This window comes from Sphingomonas yabuuchiae (assembly GCF_001477495.1).
Lineage (GTDB): Bacteria > Pseudomonadota > Alphaproteobacteria > Sphingomonadales > Sphingomonadaceae > Sphingomonas > Sphingomonas yabuuchiae_A.
Map to the genome: position 1 here is coordinate 1 of NZ_LDTF01000063.1, position 16,589 is coordinate 16,589.

Here is a 16,589-nt window from a genome sequence, read left to right on the forward strand (position 1 = left end):
AAGCGGTGGTGGAGGGGGATTGCCCCGAGGGACATCCCTCGCCGAAGCCCCCCTCCGTCAGGCCTTCGGCCTGCCACCTCCCCGCGAGCGGGGAGGATTATTTCGCCCACGCCTCCAGCAGCGTATGCGCGATCGCGTAAGATGGCGGCACGCCGAACCGCGATCCGTCCCCGGCCAGCGCCGCGCGAACCTCATCACGCGACACCCAGATCGCGTCCTCCAACTCGGTCGTGTCGATGGTCAGCCGGTCGTCCACCGCCTCCGCCACGCAGGCGATCATCAGCGACGAGGGGAACGGCCAGGGCTGGCTGGCGATGTAGCGGACATTCCTCACCCGCACGCCCGCTTCCTCGAACAGTTCGCGCGCCACCGCTTCCTCGATCGATTCGCCCGGCTCCAGAAATCCCGCCAGCGCCGAATAACGCCCCGGCGGGAAGGCGGGCTGGCGGCCCAGCAGCGCACGGCCGTCATGTTCGGCGATCATGATCACGACCGGATCGACGCGCGGGAAATGCTCGGTCCCGCATGCGGGGCAATGCCGCCCCCAGCCAGCCCGGAACGGTGCTGTCGCCGCCCCGCATTTCGCGCAGAAGCCGTGCCGCGCATGCCAGTCGAGCACCGAACGCGCCGCCGCATAGGTCGCCGCCTCGCCCGCCTCCAACGCATGGAGCGCCGCGATCATCTCGAACGACCGGCCGACTGCCGGTTCACCGGTCAAGCGCGCGAAATGCGGCACGCCGTCCTCGATGCCGAGCAGCACATGGTCTTCGGAGGCCGCGTCCGTATCGATCGCCGTCCAGCCCAGCCGTCCGCCGTCCATTACCGGCTGATAGTCGTTCAGCACCAGCAGCCGTGCCGCCGGATCGACCAGCGCCGCTGCGAAACCCGCCGGATCGTGGCGCAGCGGGTCGGCACGATCCAGCCGCCCGCCGGTAAAACCCAGGGTCGTCACTTCGTCATCCGTCCCAGATCCTTGTAAAGCGCCGCCGCCAGATCGCTGCGCAACGGATAGCGGTCGGCGGGGAAGTAATTGACCATCACCGTGCCCCGCACATGCCGGGTCGGATCGACATAGGCGATGGTGCCCGCCGCCCCGCCCCAGCCATAGGTGCCCTTGCCCGGCCCGCCCGGCGTATCGGCCAGCGTCACCGATCCGCCCGCGCCATAACCCGTCGGCACTTCGCCCCCGCTGCCGCCGCTCGCGCCCGTCACCGAACCATAGGTGACACCGGCGGGCAGCAGGTTGGACATGGCCAGCCGCACGGTCTCGGGCTTCATCACCCGGACGCCGTCGACCTGCCCCTCATTCTGGAGCATCTGGAGGAAACGGTCATAATCGCGCGCCGACATGACCAGCCCCGCGCCGCCATAGGGAAAGCTGGGGGCCTGGCGAAAGACCGAGGTCGCCGCCGGGTCCACCGGCACCATCCGGTCGCCGAGGAAAGTGTAGTTGGTGACCAGCCGGTTCGCGGCCGAAGCGGGCACCTGCCAATAGCTGCTGTTCATCTTCAGCGGCGTGAAGAGACGCGTCTGGACGAACCGCTCGAACGGCATGCCCGACACTTTCTCGACCACCGCCGCCAGCACGTCGAGGCCCATCGAATAGCTCCACCGCGTGCCCGGCTCGGCGATCAGCGGCGCGGTCGCAGCGCGTTCGGCGAACTGCTGGAGCGTCGCGGGACGGGTCGGGCGGACCTTGGCCTCGACCTGCGCATTCGCGGCGAAGGGCACCAGACCCAGCCGCTCATATTCCTGAAGCAGCGGCCCCTTGGCGGTGAAGCTGTACCCCAGCCCCGCCGTGTGGGTCATCAGCTCGCGGATGGTGATCGGGTTGGTGGCCGGGCGGCTGTCGAGCGAAGCCTGTGGATTGGTCAGCACCCGCATGGTCTTATAGGCCGGATAGATATCGGACAGCGGCTGGTCGAGCGTCAGCTTGCCCTCCTCGACCAGGATCATCGCGGCCATGGCGGTGATCGGCTTGGTCATCGAATAGACCCGCCACAGCGTATCGGGGGTGACGGCGGGTGCGTTGGGCTCGATCGCGGTCCGGCCTGCCGCGACGAACATGGGCGGTCGTCCCGGCAGCCCGATGGCGGCGACGATGCCGGGCATCTTCCCCGACTTCACATAGCCATCGAACAGCGCTTGGGTGGCGGGCAGCGCGCGCGTGGCTTGCGCCCTCGGGGCCTGCGCCACCTGCGCGGGGGCGGCGGCACTTAGCAGGGCCAGCATCGCCCCGCCCGTCATCATCACTCGACGCTTCATCACTATCAGACCCTTTTCAACAGATCGGCTGCCCGCGCGAACAAGGTGGGCAGCCCTGCGGTTCCCAGATCGGCGATCGGCCACCATTCCCCCGCGCTGCCATCATCTGGCTGACCATCGGTACGGGCCAGCGCGAGTTCGAGCTCGAAATGGGTGAAGCCATGCACGACCGTCTCGTTCAGCATCGTCCACGGCCCCTGCCCCGGCGCACCGGCCAGCCCGGGCCGCTCATCGGCCCAGGGCCCGGTCGGCAGTGCGCGCATGCCGCCCAGCATTCCCTTGTCCGGGCGGCGGACCAGCCAGACGCGCCCCTCCTGCTCGATCCAGAAGACGGTGCCGTGACGATAGGGCCGCGCTTTCTTGGGCGCCTTGGCGGGTAGCATCTCGGCGATCCCCTCTGCCCGCGCCCGGCAATCCACCGCGATGGGACAGAGCAGGCATTGCGGCTTCTTCACCGTGCAGATGGAGGAGCCCAGATCCATCATTCCTTGCGCGAAATCGCCCGCGCGGGTGTCGGGGGTAATCCGGTCGGTGGCCTCGCGGATCGCGGGTCGCGCGGCGGGCAGCGGGGTTGTGATGGCGAACAGCCGGGCGACGACCCGCTCGACATTCGCGTCGACCACCACCGCCCGCTCGCCGAACGCGATCGCCGCCACCGCCGCCGCCGTATAGGCGCCCAGCCCCGGCAGCGCGCGCAAACCCGCCTCGGTCCGGGGAAAGCGCCCGCCATGCTCGGCGACCACCGCGCGCGCGGCCTTCACCAGGTTGCGGGCGCGGGCATAATAGCCCAGCCCCGCCCAGGCGGCCATGATGTCCTCGTCCGATGCCGCCGCCAGGCTGGCGACATCGGGCCAGCGCGCCACCCACGTGGTGAAGCGGGGCGCGACCGCCGCCACCGTCGTCTGTTGCAGCATCACCTCGGACAGCCAGACCCGGTACGGATCGGCGACTTCGCCAGGCTTGCTGCGCCACGGCAGGTCACGGGCGTGCCGGTCGTACCAGGCGAGCAGCCGGGCGGCGGGATTATCTGGCGATGATGAATACTTGGCGTCCACCCGCCCGCTATGGCATGGGGATGGATATGAGCAAGCGCGTCCGCGCCCCCCAGGAGCCGCCCCCCCGTTCCAACCGCCCCCGCGCGGTATCCGAACTGCTGCCCGCCATCGGCGGCGCGGCCTTTCGCCGCTTCGGCTTCGTGCAGAGCGCAATCGTCAGCCGCTGGCCCGATATCGTCGGCCCGCGCCTGTCGACCGCCAGTGCGCCCGAATCGATTCGCTTTCCCCAGGGCGAGAAGCAGAACGGCGTACTGACCCTGGTCGTGCGCGGCGCCCACGCGCCGATGATGCAGCATATTGCGCCCGAGATCATCGAACGGGTGAATCGCTTCTTCGGCTATCCGGCGGTCGCCCGGCTCCAGATCCGGCAGGGTGAACTGCCCATGGCCGCGCCCCGACGGGCCGCGCCGCGCAAGCCGCAGCCGGTGCCGCCGGAAATGGGCGACGGTTTGCGGCAGATCGCCGATCCGGAGCTTCGCGCCGTGCTCGAATCGCTTGCCGCGGGCGTCGCTGCGACGCGCGGCCTTCCCAAGGTGTCGTGATGCGTCTTTTCCTGTCGCTGGCCGCGCTCGGCCTCGCGGTGTCTGCCGGTTCGGTCCAGGCCGCCCAGGCCCAGCGCAAGGGCGTGAACTGGGCCAACCATGTCACCCAGACGCCCGCCGGGGCCTATGTCATCGGCAATCCGGCGGCACGGGTGAAGCTGGTCGAATATGTCAGCTATACCTGTCCCCATTGCGCCGTCTTCACCACCGAATCCGCCCCCGTGCTGAAAGGACAGATGGTCCGGTCGGGTTCGACCAGCATCGAGATTCGCCATTTCATCCGTGACCGGCTGGACCTGGCCGCCGCCCTCATCGCGCGGTGTGGCGGAGCGGCCAAGTTCGCCGGGCTGAGCGACACGATCTTTGCACAGCAGCGCGACTGGTTGAAGCGCGGCATGGAGTTCGACCAAGCCAATGGCCAGCGGATCGCCGCCTATCCCGCCGCCGCGCAGATGCGGGCGGAAGCGGACGGATCGGGGCTGACTGCGATCGGCAAGAGCGCTGGCTTGAGCGATGCGCAGATCACCGCCTGCCTGTCGGACCGCGCCGCCACCGACCGGATCGTCGCGATGACCACCGCCGCCCCCGACTCGATCGAGGGCACGCCAGGCTTCTTCATCAACGGCAAACAGGCCATGGGCGTGTTTTCCTGGGACAAGCTGCTGCCGCTGTTGCGCGCAGGCGGCGCCCGCTAAATCCTTCTTTTCCCTCGGAGCATATGTCGATGAAGTCTCGTCTCCTCCTCCTCGCCCTTCCGCTCGCGCTGGCCGCCTGCGGCGGCGGCAACGGCGACGCCAACAGCAGCGCCCCCGCCGCCTCGCCGGTGGCCGCGGTGCCTGCACCTGCGGGCCAGGACTGGACCCAGGTCGTCAGCAAGACCGCCGAGGGTTATGTGATGGGCAACCCCAATGCGCCCATCAAGCTGGTCGAATATGGCTCGCGCCTGTGCCCGGCCTGCGGCGCGTTCGCGCGGGAGGGCTATGAGCCGCTGACCAACAATTACGTCAAGTCGGGCAAGGTCAGCTGGGAATTCCGCGAATTCCTGATCCACGGCGCGCCCGATCTTCCCCCGGCGCTGCTCGGCATCTGCGCAGGCGAGGCGACCTTCTTCCCAGTGCTGGAGCAGATGTACCAGTCGCAGCAGGGCTTCAACGACAAGCTCCAGGCGATGAGCCCCGAGCAGCAAAAGGCGCTGCAGACCGCCAAGCCGGTCGACGTCATCAAGGCGCTGGCCGACCAGATGGACCTGGTCAACTTCGTCAAGCAGCGCGGCATCCCCGAAGCCAAGGCGCGTCAGTGCCTGAGCGACATGACGCAGATCGACCGCCTGACCAAGCAGACCCAGGATCGCGGTGCCGACGGCACCGTGACGGGCACCCCGACCTTCATCCTGAACGGCAAGCCGCTGAAGGGCGCGGTCAGCTGGCCGGACGTGCAGGCGGCGTTGAAGAACGCCGGCGCGTAAGCGGGGCGTTTTCGGATTACGGGAAAGGCGGTCGGACGAAGGCTCGGCCGCCTTTTTTCATGCCCCTTCTGTACCCCGGCGGAGGCCGGGGCCCAGTTACCGTGTGGCCGATGGCACGCGGGGCGGATGCGGGGAGGCAATGACGAAGCGGGCCGTCGGGCCTCCCACGCGATGTTCCATTCGCTCTCCAGCACATCGAAACTGGGCCCCGGCCTCCGCCGGGGCACGGGAGTTTTCATAGCCTCCCCACCCCACATTCGTTCGCACTGAGCGAAGTCGAAGTGCATGCCCCGCCTGCAACCCCGAGCGAGGTTCATGGCCTTCGACCTCGCTCAGGCTGAACGGCGGTTGGGGAAGGTAAAGCGCACACGAAAAAGGCCCGGGGATCGCTCCCCGGGCCTCTTTTGGCTGTGCCGCAAGGACAAGGCCGGTCCGGTTCCCGGCGGGCAAGCCCCGCCGGTCCCCGATCCGACTTAGAAGTCCATGCCGCCCATGCCGCCCATGCCGCCACCGGCGGGCATGGCGGGCTTGTCTTCGGGCAGCTCGGCCACGGTGGCTTCCGTGGTGATCAGGAGCCCTGCGACCGACGCCGCGTTCTGGAGCGCGGTGCGCACGACCTTGGTCGGGTCGATGACGCCGGCGGCCACCAGGTTCTCATAGGTGTCGGTCGACGCGTTGAAGCCGAACGAGGTGTCGTCCTGGTCGAGCAGCTTGCCCGACACGACGGCACCGTCATGACCCGCGTTCTGAGCGATCTGGCGAACCAGCGCGGTCAGCGACTTGCGAACAATGTCGATACCACGGGTCTGGTCGTCGTTGACGCCCTTGACGCCGTCCAGCGCCTTGGTCGCGTACAGCAGCGCCGTACCACCGCCGGGGACGATGCCCTCTTCGACAGCCGCGCGGGTCGCGTGCAGCGCGTCGTCGACGCGGTCCTTGCGCTCCTTGACCTCGACCTCGGTCGCACCGCCGACCTTGATCACGGCCACGCCGCCAGCGAGCTTGGCCAGACGCTCCTGGAGCTTCTCGCGGTCGTAGTCGCTGGTGGTGTTCTCGATCTGCGCACGGATCGCCTCGGTACGGCCCTTGATCGCGTCGGCTTCACCCGCACCATCGACGATGGTGGTGTTGTCCTTGTCGATCGTGACGCGCTTGGCGGTGCCCAGCATGCCGACGGTGACGGTTTCGAGCTTGATGCCCAGGTCTTCCGAGATCAGCTCGCCCGCGGTCAGGATGGCGATGTCTTCCAGCATCGCCTTGCGACGATCGCCGAAGCCCGGAGCCTTGACCGCTGCGACCTTCAGGCCGCCGCGCAGCTTGTTGACGACGAGCGTGGCCAGAGCCTCACCCTCGATGTCCTCGGCGATGATCAGGAGCGGACGGCCCGACTGGACGACGGCTTCCAGGATCGGGAGCATCGCCTGCAGATTCGACAGCTTCTTCTCGTGGATCAGGATGTACGGGTCGTTCAGTTCGACCGTCATCTTTTCCGGGTTGGTGATGAAGTAGGGCGACAGGTAACCACGGTCGAACTGCATGCCTTCGACGACGTCGAGCTCGAAATCGAGGCCCTTCGCTTCCTCGACGGTGATCACGCCTTCCTTGCCGACCTTTTCCATGGCTTCGGCGATCTTCTCGCCGACTTCACGGTCGCCATTGGCCGAGATGATGCCGACCTGCGCCACTTCCGACGAACCCGACACGGGCTTCGAGCGCGACTTGATGTCCTCGGTCACCTTGGCGACGGCGATGTCGATGCCGCGCTTCAGGTCCATCGGGTTCATGCCGGCCGCGACCGACTTCATGCCCTCGCGGACGATCGCCTGGGCCAGGACGGTCGCGGTGGTGGTGCCGTCACCGGCGATGTCGTTGGTCTTCGACGCCACTTCGCGCACCATCTGGGCGCCCATGTTCTCGAACTTGTCCTTCAGTTCGATTTCCTTGGCGACCGAAACGCCGTCCTTGGTGATGCGCGGGGCACCGAATGACTTGTCGATCACGACGTTGCGGCCCTTGGGGCCCAGCGTGACCTTGACGGCATCGGCGAGGATGTCGACGCCCTTCATGATGCGCTCACGCGCGTCGCGCGAAAACTTGACTTCCTTGGCTGCCATGGTGGCTACCCTTTCGATCTGGAATTGTCAGAAAAACGGGAGAAGGATCAGTCTCAGCCGATGATGCCGAGGATGTCCGATTCCTTCATGATGAGCAGGTCTTCACCGTTCACCTTGACCTCGGTGCCCGACCACTTGCCGAACAGAATGCGGTCGCCCGCCTTCACGTCGAGCGGCGTCACCTTGCCGTCTTCGGCCTTGGCGCCGGTGCCGGCAGCGACGACCTCGCCCTCCTGGGGCTTTTCCTTGGCGGTATCCGGGATGATGATCCCGCCGGCCGTCTTTTCCTCGGCCTCGACGCGACGGACGAGAACGCGGTCGTGCAACGGACGAAAGTTCATTGCCATGTCCCTTTAATCTGGCGTGTTACACTTTTCTGGCACTCGAGCCATGCGAGTGCCAACGCCCCGGATATGTGAACCGGCATTCAGGCAGTCAACGCCCGCGCGCAAAAAATTTCGACGGACCGTGGCGCGGGCGGGAACAAATCCCGGCAACCCTGCTGCGTATTGGCCCGGTAATACGGACCATTGCCGAGCATCCGTCGCTGGGCTAGCGATAGGGGATGACCGACGCCCGCGCCGACGCAATCCCCCCCGCCTCCCCGCTCGATCAGGATTTCAGCCGACCGGGGCGCAAGCCCGGACGGCGTAGCGGCTGGCGGCTGGTGCGCGGCGCCTGGCGACTGCTGGTCGGTATCAAGGATTTCCTGGTGCTGGCCGCGATGCTGTTGTTCTTCGGCCTGATCTTCGCGGCGCTCAACGCCCGGCCGGGGACCAAGGCGATCACCGACGGGGCGCTGCTGCTGAAGCTGGACGGCCCGATCGTCGAACAGCCCGAAGCGATCGCCCCGCTCGCCATGCTGTCGGGGCGCAGCGTGCCGCACGAATATCGCCTCCGCGATCTCGTTCGCGCGATCGATGCCGCCAAGGATGACGGCCGGGTCAAGCTGCTGGTCCTCGACCTGGACGCGTTCGGCGGCGCTTACCCCGCGACCCTTCAGGAGGTCGGCGACGCGATCCAGCGTTTCCGCAAGGGCGGCAAGCCGGTGCTGGCCTATGCCACCGCCTATACCGATGGCGCCTATCGCCTGGCCGCCAATGCCAGCGAAATCTGGGTCAATCCGCTGGGCGGCACGCTGTTCACCGGGCCGGGCGGCAACCAGCTCTATTACAAGGGCCTGATCGACAAGCTGGGCGTCACCACCCATGTCTATCGCGTCGGCAAGTTCAAATCCTTCGTCGAGCCCTATATCCGCAGCGACCAGAGCCCCGATGCCCGCGCCGCGTCGCAGGCGCTCTACGGCACGCTGTTCGCCCAGTGGCGCGAGGCCGTGGCCAAGGCACGACCCAAGGCACAGATCGATACCTTCCTGACCCAGCCCGACCGCGCCGTGCTGGCCGCGAACGGCAGTATCGCCGACGCCAATCTGAAGGCCGGACTGGTCGACAAGCTGGGCGACAAGCTGGCCTTCGGCAAGCGCGTGGCCGAGATTGCCGGGGCCGAGGCGAACAAGCCTGCGGGCTCGTTCCGTACCATCTCCTATGCGTCCTGGGTGCGCGCCAACCCGCTGCCGACCAAGGGCGATGCGATCGGCGTGCTGACCATCGCGGGCAATATCGTCGACGGCGAGGCCGGGCCCGGCACGGCGGCGGGCGAGACGGTGTCCAAGGCGCTGCTCGACGGCCTGGCCAAGAAGAACCTGAAGGCGCTGGTCGTACGCGTCGACTCGCCGGGCGGCTCGGTGCTGGCCTCGGAGCAAATCCGCCAGGCGATCCTGGAGGCCAAGCGGCAGAAGCTGCCCGTGATCGTCTCGATGGGCGGTCTGGCGGCGTCGGGCGGCTATTGGGTCTCGACCCCGGCCGACCTGATCTTTGCCGAGCCGGGCACGATCACCGGCTCGATCGGCATTTTCGGCATCATCCCGACCTTCGAGAACACGCTGGCCAAGATCGGCGTGACCACCGACGGGGTGAAGACCACGCCGCTGACCGGCCAGCCCGACGTGCTGGGCGGGACGACGCCGATGCTCGACACCATCCTTCAGGCGGGGATCGAGAATGGTTATCGTCAGTTCCTGACCCGCGTCGCCGAAGCGCGCCATATGACCCCGGAAAAGGTCGACACCATCGCGCAGGGCCGTGTGTGGGACGGCGGCACCGCGCGCCAGATCGGGCTGGTCGACCGTTTCGGCACCCTGTCCGACGCCATTGCCGAAGCCGCCCGCCGCGCTAAGCTGGACCCGGCGAAGGTCTATCCGGAATATCTGGAAAAGAAGCCGGGCTTCGCGGCAATGCTGGCCGAAGGGTTCGACAGCGACGACGACAGCCAGCAGGGCGGCGACGTCTTCGCCATCGCGGCGGCCGAACGCCGCGCGGTGGCGGCCCGCGCGCTGGGCGATGTCGCGCGACTGGCGCGGGGCGGGTCTGTGCAGGCGAGGTGTCTGGAATGCGGGGCGCTGGGCCCGGTCGGTACGGCCAGCGACGAGCGGCTGCTCGACCTGCTGATCGCGCGGTTGGGGCTCTGATCAGATCTCCATTGAACTGATCCCCATCGCCCGTTCAGCCTGAGCGAAGTCGAAGGCCAAGGGAATCCCCTCGCCGCAAAGCGTGGGGCGTGTACTTCGACTTCGCTCAGTGCGAACGGAGGGCGGGAGGTGGTGCAAACCGACAGGGGGAACGTTGGCCCCTTCCGAACCGCGCATCGCCGCGCTACCCAAGCCTATCGCTTCAGGAGACGCTGCCCCCATGATCGCCATCCGCGCCGCCCGCCCCGATGACGCCGCCGCCATCGCCGCCATCTATGCGCCGCACGTCCTGGCGGGCGTCGTCTCCTTCGAGACTCAGGCCCCCGACGCCGACACGATGCGCGCGCGAATGGAGGGGGCGGATGGCCTCTATCCCTGGATCGTCGCGACGCTGGCCGATGAAGAAGGCCGCGAAGACGCCGTCATCGGCTATGCCTATGCCGCGCGCTTCCGCGAGCGCGAGGCCTATCGCTGGGTGGTGGAGACGACCATCTATGTCGCCGACGTGTCGCAGCGTTCGGGCATCGGACGGCTGCTTTACGAGGCGCTGGTCGACACGCTGACCGCGCAAGGCTTCACCCAGGCGATGGGCGTGATCGCCCTGCCCAATGATGGATCGATCAAGCTGCACGAAGCGGTCGGCTTCCGCCGCGCGGGCGTCTTCCGCGAGGTCGGCCACAAGCATGGCCGCTGGATCGATGTCGGTTACTGGCAGCGCGAACTCGCCGAACCCGCCCCCCACCCCGCCGAACCGAAGCGCTTCGCCGATGTTGGCGTCGTGCGCGATCCGGTGGCGGTGAAGCATCGGTAGGGCCGACCTACGCCTGCGCGGAAGCTGACAGAATGACGGACTTTTCGCCACGTATCCCGGAATATTGGCAGGCCCAGTTCGCAGGCGATGCGCTGGGTCCGAAAAGCTGTACGGTCAATCCTTCCCTGTCGCACAAGCGGCCTGCCATGATCCTGACAAGGGATGGTGCCCCCTCGCAGATGACGGTCCGTCCCGAACTTGCAGCGTGTCTTGGACAACTCACGCCGAAGTCCCCGTCGATCGAAGACCGGAGAGCAGCGCTGATCCGGTCCGGCATCGCCTTCCACGATCCCGACCATCTGTTCTACCTGCCCGAGGACGAGCCCATCCCCACGCCCGCGCGGTCGGCACGCAAGCTGACGCCGGACGACCGCAGCGCCTTCGATATCTTTCATTATGAAGCGCCCGAGGCTGACCACGAGGATGCGTTCGTCGAATGGGATCATTGGGCCGTCTTCGGCTGCTTCGACGGCGATCGGCTGATCAGCGCGGCCAGCGCGATCCTGTGGGAGAACAGCCCGTTTGCCGATCTGGGCGTTCTGACCCTGCCCGACGCGCGGGGCAAAGGCGCTGCCCGCGCGGTCGTTATGGCGATGCTCGACTTCATACGAGGACAGGGCCTCGAACCGCAATATCGCTGTCAGGTCGGCAATAGCGCGTCCGTCGCGCTGGCGACCGCGTGCGGGCTGCGCCTCTATGGGCAATGGATCGTAGCCACCGAGCCGGCCTCTCCGTGCCATAGTTGAGCGGCCCAACATACAATACCAATCTAAGGCTTGGCTTTGCGTACCCGCTTTGGCTAACGCCGTAAGGGAAGCCCCCCGGGGCACGCGCAAGGAAGGAACAGGCATCATGGCTGCCGACTGGTCGACGATCGAATCGCTCCCGCAGACCCCGCTTCTCGATCTTTTCGCGAATGATCCCAACCGGCTGGCCTCGCTCAGCCTGGACGTGGCGGGTATCCATTTCGACTGGTCCAAGACCCATCTGACGCGCGAGGCCGTCGCCGCCTTTGCCGACCTCGCCAAGGCGAGCGGGCTGGCCGCCAAGCGCGATGCGCTGTTCGGCGGTGAGGTCGTCAACGTCACCGAGGGTCGCGCGGTCGAGCACACCGCCGAGCGCGGCGAGGGCAATCCCGAGAGCGTCGCGGTGGCGCGCCAGTCGCACGCCCGGATGCGCGCGCTGATCGACGCGATCGAGGCGGAAGCGCTGGGGCCGATCCGCCATGTCCTGCACATCGGCATCGGCGGCTCGGCGCTCGGCCCCGATCTGCTGGTCGACGCACTGGGCCGCGACAGCGACCGTTATGACGTGGCGATCGTGTCGAACGTCGACGGCGTCGCGCTGGAGGAGGTGTTCAAGCGCTTCGACCCGGCCGCCACGCTGCTGGTCGTCGCGTCCAAGACCTTCACCACCACCGAGACGATGCTGAACGCCACCTCGGCGCTCCAGTGGATGACCGAGAGCGGTGTCGAGGACCCTTATGGCAAGGTCATCGCGCTGACCGCCAATCCCGAAAAGGCGGTCGAGTGGGGCGTGGACGAGACGCGCATCCTGCCCTTCGCCGAGTCGGTCGGCGGCCGTTATTCGCTCTGGTCGACGATCGGTTTCCCGGCGGCGCTAGGCCTGGGCTGGGACGCGTTCGAGGAACTGCTGGAAGGTGCGGCCGAGATGGACCGCCATTTCCGCCTGACCGATCTGGCGCAGAACGCCCCCGCGCTCGCCGCCTTTGCCGACCTCTATTACACCCAGGTCCGCCATGCCGAGACGCGTGCGCCCTTCGCCTATGACGAGCGGCTGCGCCTGCTCCCCTCCTATCTCCAGCAGCTGGAGATGGAGTCGAACGGCAAGGGCGTGACCGTCGACGGCCAGCCGGTCGGCCGCCCGACCGCCGCCATCACCTGGGGCGGCGTCGGCACCGATGCGCAGCATGCCGTGTTCCAGCTGCTTCACCAGGGCACGCACCTCGTCCCGGTCGAGTTCATCGCGGTGATCGAGCCGGGCGATGTGCTGAGCGACGATCATCACCGCCAGCTGCTGCTCAATGCCTTTGCGCAGGGTGCGGCGCTGATGAAGGGCAAGACGGTCGATGACCCGGCGCGCAGCTATTCGGGCGATCGTCCGTCCTCGACCATCCTGCTCGACACGCTCGACCCGCGCACGCTGGGCGCGCTGATCGCCTTCTACGAGCACCGCGTGTTCGTGAACGGCGTGCTGCTGGGCATCAACAGCTTCGACCAGTTCGGCGTCGAGCTGGGCAAGGAAATGGCCAAGGCCGCCGACCAGGGCGGGCAGGATTTCGATCCCTCGACCGAGGATCTGATCAAGCGGGCCTTTGGCGAATAACAACCCTCCCCTGCAAGGGGAGGAATTTTGAATTTCCGATCACTGTCAGGGGGACGCTGAACTTGGCTCGGCGTCCCCCGTTGTGCTTTTAGGCGGGCTGCACACCCGCGCTTTCTGACTTCCCGGAGAAACCGATCCCATGGCTGACTATGACTATGACCTGTTCGTCATCGGGGCGGGTTCAGGCGGTACGCGCGCCTCGCGGGTCGCGGCGGCGCATGGTGCGCGCGTGGCGGTGGCCGAAGAATATCGCGTCGGCGGCACCTGCGTCATTCGCGGCTGTGTCCCGAAGAAGCTGCTCGTCTACGGCGCGCATTTCGCCGAGGATCTGAAGGACGCCCGCCGCTTCGGCTGGCAGGTGCCGAGCGACTGCGAGTTTTCGTGGGAGACGCTGCGCGACAATGTCCTGTCGGAGGTTGACCGGCTGAACGGTGCGTACAAGAAGACGCTGGAAAGCCACAATGTCGAGATCATCGACCAGCGTGCCGTCGTCACCGGCCCGAACAGCGTCCGCCTGGCCGACGGGACCGAAAAGACCGCCGAGCGTATCCTGATCGCGGTCGGCGCGCATCCGGCCGTCCCGTCCTGCCCCGGCCATGAGCATGGCATCACCTCCAACGAGGCGTTCCATCTCGACGCGATCCCCAGACGCGTGCTGATCGCGGGTGCGGGCTATATCGCCAATGAATTTGCGGGCGTGTTCCACCAGTTCGGCGCGCACGTCACGCTGATCAACCGCAGCAAGGATATCCTGCGCGGCTATGACCTGACGATCCGCGACCGGCTACTCCAGATTTCGATGATGAAGGGCATCGAGTTCCGCTTCGACGCGACGTTCGAAGGGATCGAGAAGATGGACGATGGCTGCCTGAAGGTATCCATGTCCAACCACGAGCCGATGATCGTCGACCTGGTGATGTTCGCGACCGGCCGCCTGCCCAATACCCATGGCCTGGGGCTGGAAACGGCGGGCGTCGAGCTGGACGATCATGGTGCGATCAAGGTGGATGAGGACAACCGCTCGACCTGCCCCAGCATCTATGCGGTCGGCGACGTCACCAACCGGGTCCAATTGACCCCCGTCGCGATCCGCGAGGGACAGGCCTTTGCCGACACCGTGTTCGGCGGCAAGCCGACCCGCGTCGATTACGACTGCATACCCGCCGCCGTTTTCAGCCATCCGCCGATGGCGGGCGTCGGCATGACCGAGGCGCAGGCGCGGCAGACCCTGGGTTCGGTGCAGGTCTATACCTCCGATTTCCGCCCGATGAAGAACGTGCTGGCCGGCCGCGAGGAGCGCGCGCTCTACAAGATGGTGTGCGACGGGGACACAGGCCGCGTGGTCGGCCTGCACATGATCGGTCCTGACGTGCCCGAAATCCTTCAGGCCGCCGCGATCGCGGTAAAGGCCGGGCTGACCAAGGCGCAGTTCGACGCCACCGTCGCTCTGCATCCGACCATGTCGGAGGAACTGGTTCTGATGCGCTGAAGGCTAGAATGCCCCCCGGTGTCCCACCGGGGGGCATCCGGAGAGATAACAGGGCTTATTGCATATCGCGCTAAACGTTATTGCGGCTTAGGATTGTGTTCACGTCGAGTCGCTAGGGCGTGGGAACAGAGGCGTTGCGGTGAAAATGGAACCGAAGATGAGTGAACATAGCGTTACGTTCGAGCAGGTCATCGCCTTCGCAAAGGCCGCGATGGACGGCGCGGATGCGCTGAACCAGCCGCTGGCGGGCAACCACATTGCCGCCGGGCTTGAAATGCTCCGCAACGCCCATCAGCAGGCCGGGGGCACCGCCTCGGCCTGATCGTCAGGCGTCGTCCGCGCTCTTGCCGTCATCCAGTGCGGTGGCACGCCGATGGGCGGGACGATCCTGCAAACGGCCGATATAGGCCATGATCGCATCGGTTTTCGCGATCAGCCCGAACTGGGTGGACCACATCAACTGCGATCCCAGATAGACATCCGCCGCCGTAAAGCGCTCGCCGGCGATATAGGAATGCTCGGCCACCGCCGCGCCGATGACGCCCACGGCCCGATCGAAATCGCCATAGCCCGCCATACGCTGCTGCTCGGCGGTCGGCTCCACGCCCATCGCACGATTGGTGATCGCGGCCTCTAGCGGTCCCGCCGCAAAGAACAGCCAGCGATAATAGCGCGCCTGCTCCTGCGGCAAGGGCGACAATTCGGCATCGGGAAAGGCCTCGGCGAGATAGGCGCAGATCGCCGCCGTCTCCGTCACCACCTGACCGCGATGGACGATGGCGGGCACCTTCATCATCGGATTGATCGCGCGATAGTCGGGCGCGATCATCGTCGTTCCGTAATCCAGTACGACCGTGTCGTAGGTCGCCCCCGTTTCCTCCAGCATCCAGCGCGCGATGCGGCCGCGCGACTGGGGGTTGGTATACAGCGTCAGGTCGGCGGTCATCAGGCTCTCCATGGCGGTGCGAGGGGCGCGATCAGGCGTGGTCGAGATGGCGGTGCAGAAAGGCGATGGTCCGCGACCAGGCCTGGGCCGCTGCCGCTGCATTATAGCGCTCCGCCGAGCTGTCATTGTTGAAGGCATGGTCGACGCCCGGATAGGTAAAGGCCTCGACCGGCCGCCCCGCCGCCTTCAGCGCCGCGACCCAGGGCTCGCCGGTCGCGTTCACGCGCGCATCCTTGCCCGCATAATGCAGCATCAGCGGCGACCGGACCTTCGCCGCTTCGCCGGGGCTGGGTGCGGGGCCGTAATAGGCCACGCCCGCCGACAGCGCCGGGCCTGCCGCCACCGCCAGCCGGTTGACGAACGCCCCGCCCCAGCAAAAGCCGACCGCGCCGACACGGCCGGTGCCGGACTTGTCGGTGGCGGCATGGGCCATCATCGCGCGCGCCTGGGCCAGTGCCAGATCATAGTCGAGCGTCCCGATCAGCGTCCGCGCACGGTCCTCGTCCGCCGGAGTTCCACCCTGCGGGGCGAGCAGATCGGGCGCGATCGCGTGGAACCCGGCCAGCGCCACGCGGCGCGCCACATCCTCGATATGCGGCGTCAGCCCACGATTTTCATGGATGACCAGCACCGTGCCGAGGCGCTTCTTCACGCCCTTCGGACTGGCGAGATAGGCGGCCGAGCGCGCCCCCGCCTCCATCCCCTCGCGACGGTCGATGCGCAGCCGGGTGTCATGGGGATCTGTCCGTGCGGCAGCGGCGGGACTGGCGGCGATACCCAGAATCAGCGCTTCGGCGGCGGCAACCGATCCGGCCAGTGCGGTCATCTGGCGCAACAGGGTGCGGCGGTCGTGATGCTCATGAGTAAAGGCGTCGTAAATCTGGACTGCGCGGTCGCGCAACGAATCGGACATGCAGGCATCCTCCACTCATGGTCGCGGGTCCGGCACGGATGCCGGTATTTTTTGCGATCCAGGCGAGGAGATTAACGGGGCGTGGCGCTTGCGGCTAGGCTTTCGGGGCCACGGGA

The 16,589-nt window shown here is 67.0% G+C and carries 16 protein-coding genes; 9 read left to right on the forward strand and 7 right to left on the reverse strand.

All coding sequences use genetic code 11. The annotated features are described in order from the left end of the window. Positions 1 to 97 precede the first annotated feature (97 nt). The 3 genes from nudC to NS355_RS11645 are packed head-to-tail and all read right to left on the reverse strand — an operon-like array spanning position 98 to position 3,320. A complete protein-coding gene (gene nudC, locus NS355_RS11635) occupies positions 98 to 952 on the reverse strand; it encodes an NAD(+) diphosphatase (protein WP_058745872.1) in 855 nt (284 codons plus the stop codon). Continuing rightward, positions 949 to 2,265 (reverse strand): serine hydrolase domain-containing protein, encoded by a 1,317-nt coding sequence (locus tag NS355_RS11640; protein ID WP_058745873.1) that lies wholly within the window; start codon positions 2,263 to 2,265, stop codon positions 949 to 951. Before NS355_RS11640 ends, nudC begins: the two co-directional genes overlap by 4 nt. A 5-nt stretch (positions 2,266 to 2,270) precedes the next feature. After that, entirely contained in the window at positions 2,271 to 3,320 is a 1,050-nt protein-coding gene (locus NS355_RS11645; RefSeq protein ID WP_209445074.1) for an A/G-specific adenine glycosylase, read from the reverse strand. Positions 3,321 to 3,346: 26 nt separating this feature from the next. On the opposite strand from NS355_RS11645, the gene NS355_RS11650 reads away from it, so the two are divergent. Genes NS355_RS11650 through NS355_RS11660 form a run of 3 tightly spaced genes read left to right on the forward strand, consistent with a single transcriptional unit; the run spans position 3,347 to position 5,327 of the window. After that, positions 3,347 to 3,862 (forward strand): DUF721 domain-containing protein, encoded by a 516-nt coding sequence (locus tag NS355_RS11650; protein ID WP_084787883.1) that lies wholly within the window; start codon positions 3,347 to 3,349, stop codon positions 3,860 to 3,862. Further along, entirely contained in the window at positions 3,862 to 4,557 is a 696-nt protein-coding gene (locus NS355_RS11655; protein WP_058745875.1) for a thioredoxin domain-containing protein, read from the forward strand. Before NS355_RS11650 ends, NS355_RS11655 begins: the two co-directional genes overlap by 1 nt. Positions 4,558 to 4,586: 29 nt before the next feature. Beyond that, positions 4,587 to 5,327: a DsbA family protein gene (locus NS355_RS11660; RefSeq protein ID WP_058745920.1), complete on the forward strand. Its 741-nt coding sequence runs from the start codon at positions 4,587 to 4,589 to the stop codon at positions 5,325 to 5,327. A gap of 473 nt (positions 5,328 to 5,800) precedes the next feature. Here the strand turns inward: NS355_RS11660 and groL are convergent, their stop codons facing one another. Both groL and groES read right to left on the reverse strand, forming a co-directional pair. Continuing rightward, the gene (groL, locus tag NS355_RS11665; protein WP_058717392.1) at positions 5,801 to 7,441 is read right to left on the reverse strand and encodes a chaperonin GroEL; all 1,641 of its coding nucleotides are present in this window, start codon (positions 7,439 to 7,441) and stop codon (positions 5,801 to 5,803) included. 53 nt (positions 7,442 to 7,494) lie between these two features. After that, a complete protein-coding gene (groES, locus tag NS355_RS11670; RefSeq protein ID WP_007405746.1) occupies positions 7,495 to 7,782 on the reverse strand; it encodes a co-chaperone GroES in 288 nt (95 codons plus the stop codon). 224 nt (positions 7,783 to 8,006) lie between these two features. Between groES and sppA the strand changes: the two genes are divergently transcribed. From sppA to NS355_RS19020, 6 genes are all read left to right on the forward strand, one after another. Continuing rightward, positions 8,007 to 9,968 (forward strand): signal peptide peptidase SppA, encoded by a 1,962-nt coding sequence (gene sppA / locus NS355_RS11675; RefSeq protein WP_084787877.1) that lies wholly within the window; start codon positions 8,007 to 8,009, stop codon positions 9,966 to 9,968. A gap of 220 nt (positions 9,969 to 10,188) precedes the next feature. Then, positions 10,189 to 10,779: a GNAT family N-acetyltransferase gene (locus tag NS355_RS11680; protein ID WP_058745876.1), complete on the forward strand. Its 591-nt coding sequence runs from the start codon at positions 10,189 to 10,191 to the stop codon at positions 10,777 to 10,779. A gap of 32 nt (positions 10,780 to 10,811) precedes the next feature. Continuing rightward, positions 10,812 to 11,525: a GNAT family N-acetyltransferase gene (locus NS355_RS11685; RefSeq protein ID WP_153008201.1), complete on the forward strand. Its 714-nt coding sequence runs from the start codon at positions 10,812 to 10,814 to the stop codon at positions 11,523 to 11,525. 106 nt (positions 11,526 to 11,631) lie between these two features. Further along, entirely contained in the window at positions 11,632 to 13,125 is a 1,494-nt protein-coding gene (gene pgi / locus NS355_RS11690) for a glucose-6-phosphate isomerase (protein WP_056431875.1), read from the forward strand. 139 nt (positions 13,126 to 13,264) lie between these two features. Further along, complete coding sequence (gor, locus tag NS355_RS11695) at positions 13,265 to 14,614, forward strand: glutathione-disulfide reductase (RefSeq protein WP_058745878.1); 1,350 nt, start codon at positions 13,265 to 13,267, stop codon at positions 14,612 to 14,614. Between the two features lie 157 nt (positions 14,615 to 14,771). Continuing rightward, complete coding sequence (locus NS355_RS19020) at positions 14,772 to 14,936, forward strand: hypothetical protein (protein WP_167345445.1); 165 nt, start codon at positions 14,772 to 14,774, stop codon at positions 14,934 to 14,936. 3 nt (positions 14,937 to 14,939) lie between these two features. Here the strand turns inward: NS355_RS19020 and NS355_RS11700 are convergent, their stop codons facing one another. Next, positions 14,940 to 15,560, reverse strand: a complete 621-nt coding sequence (locus tag NS355_RS11700) for a glutathione S-transferase family protein (protein ID WP_058745922.1) — start codon at positions 15,558 to 15,560, stop codon at positions 14,940 to 14,942. Positions 15,561 to 15,591: 31 nt separating this feature from the next. Then, positions 15,592 to 16,473, reverse strand: coding sequence for a dienelactone hydrolase family protein (locus NS355_RS11705; RefSeq protein ID WP_058745879.1), 882 nt, complete (start codon positions 16,471 to 16,473; stop codon positions 15,592 to 15,594). Positions 16,474 to 16,589 lie beyond the last annotated feature (116 nt).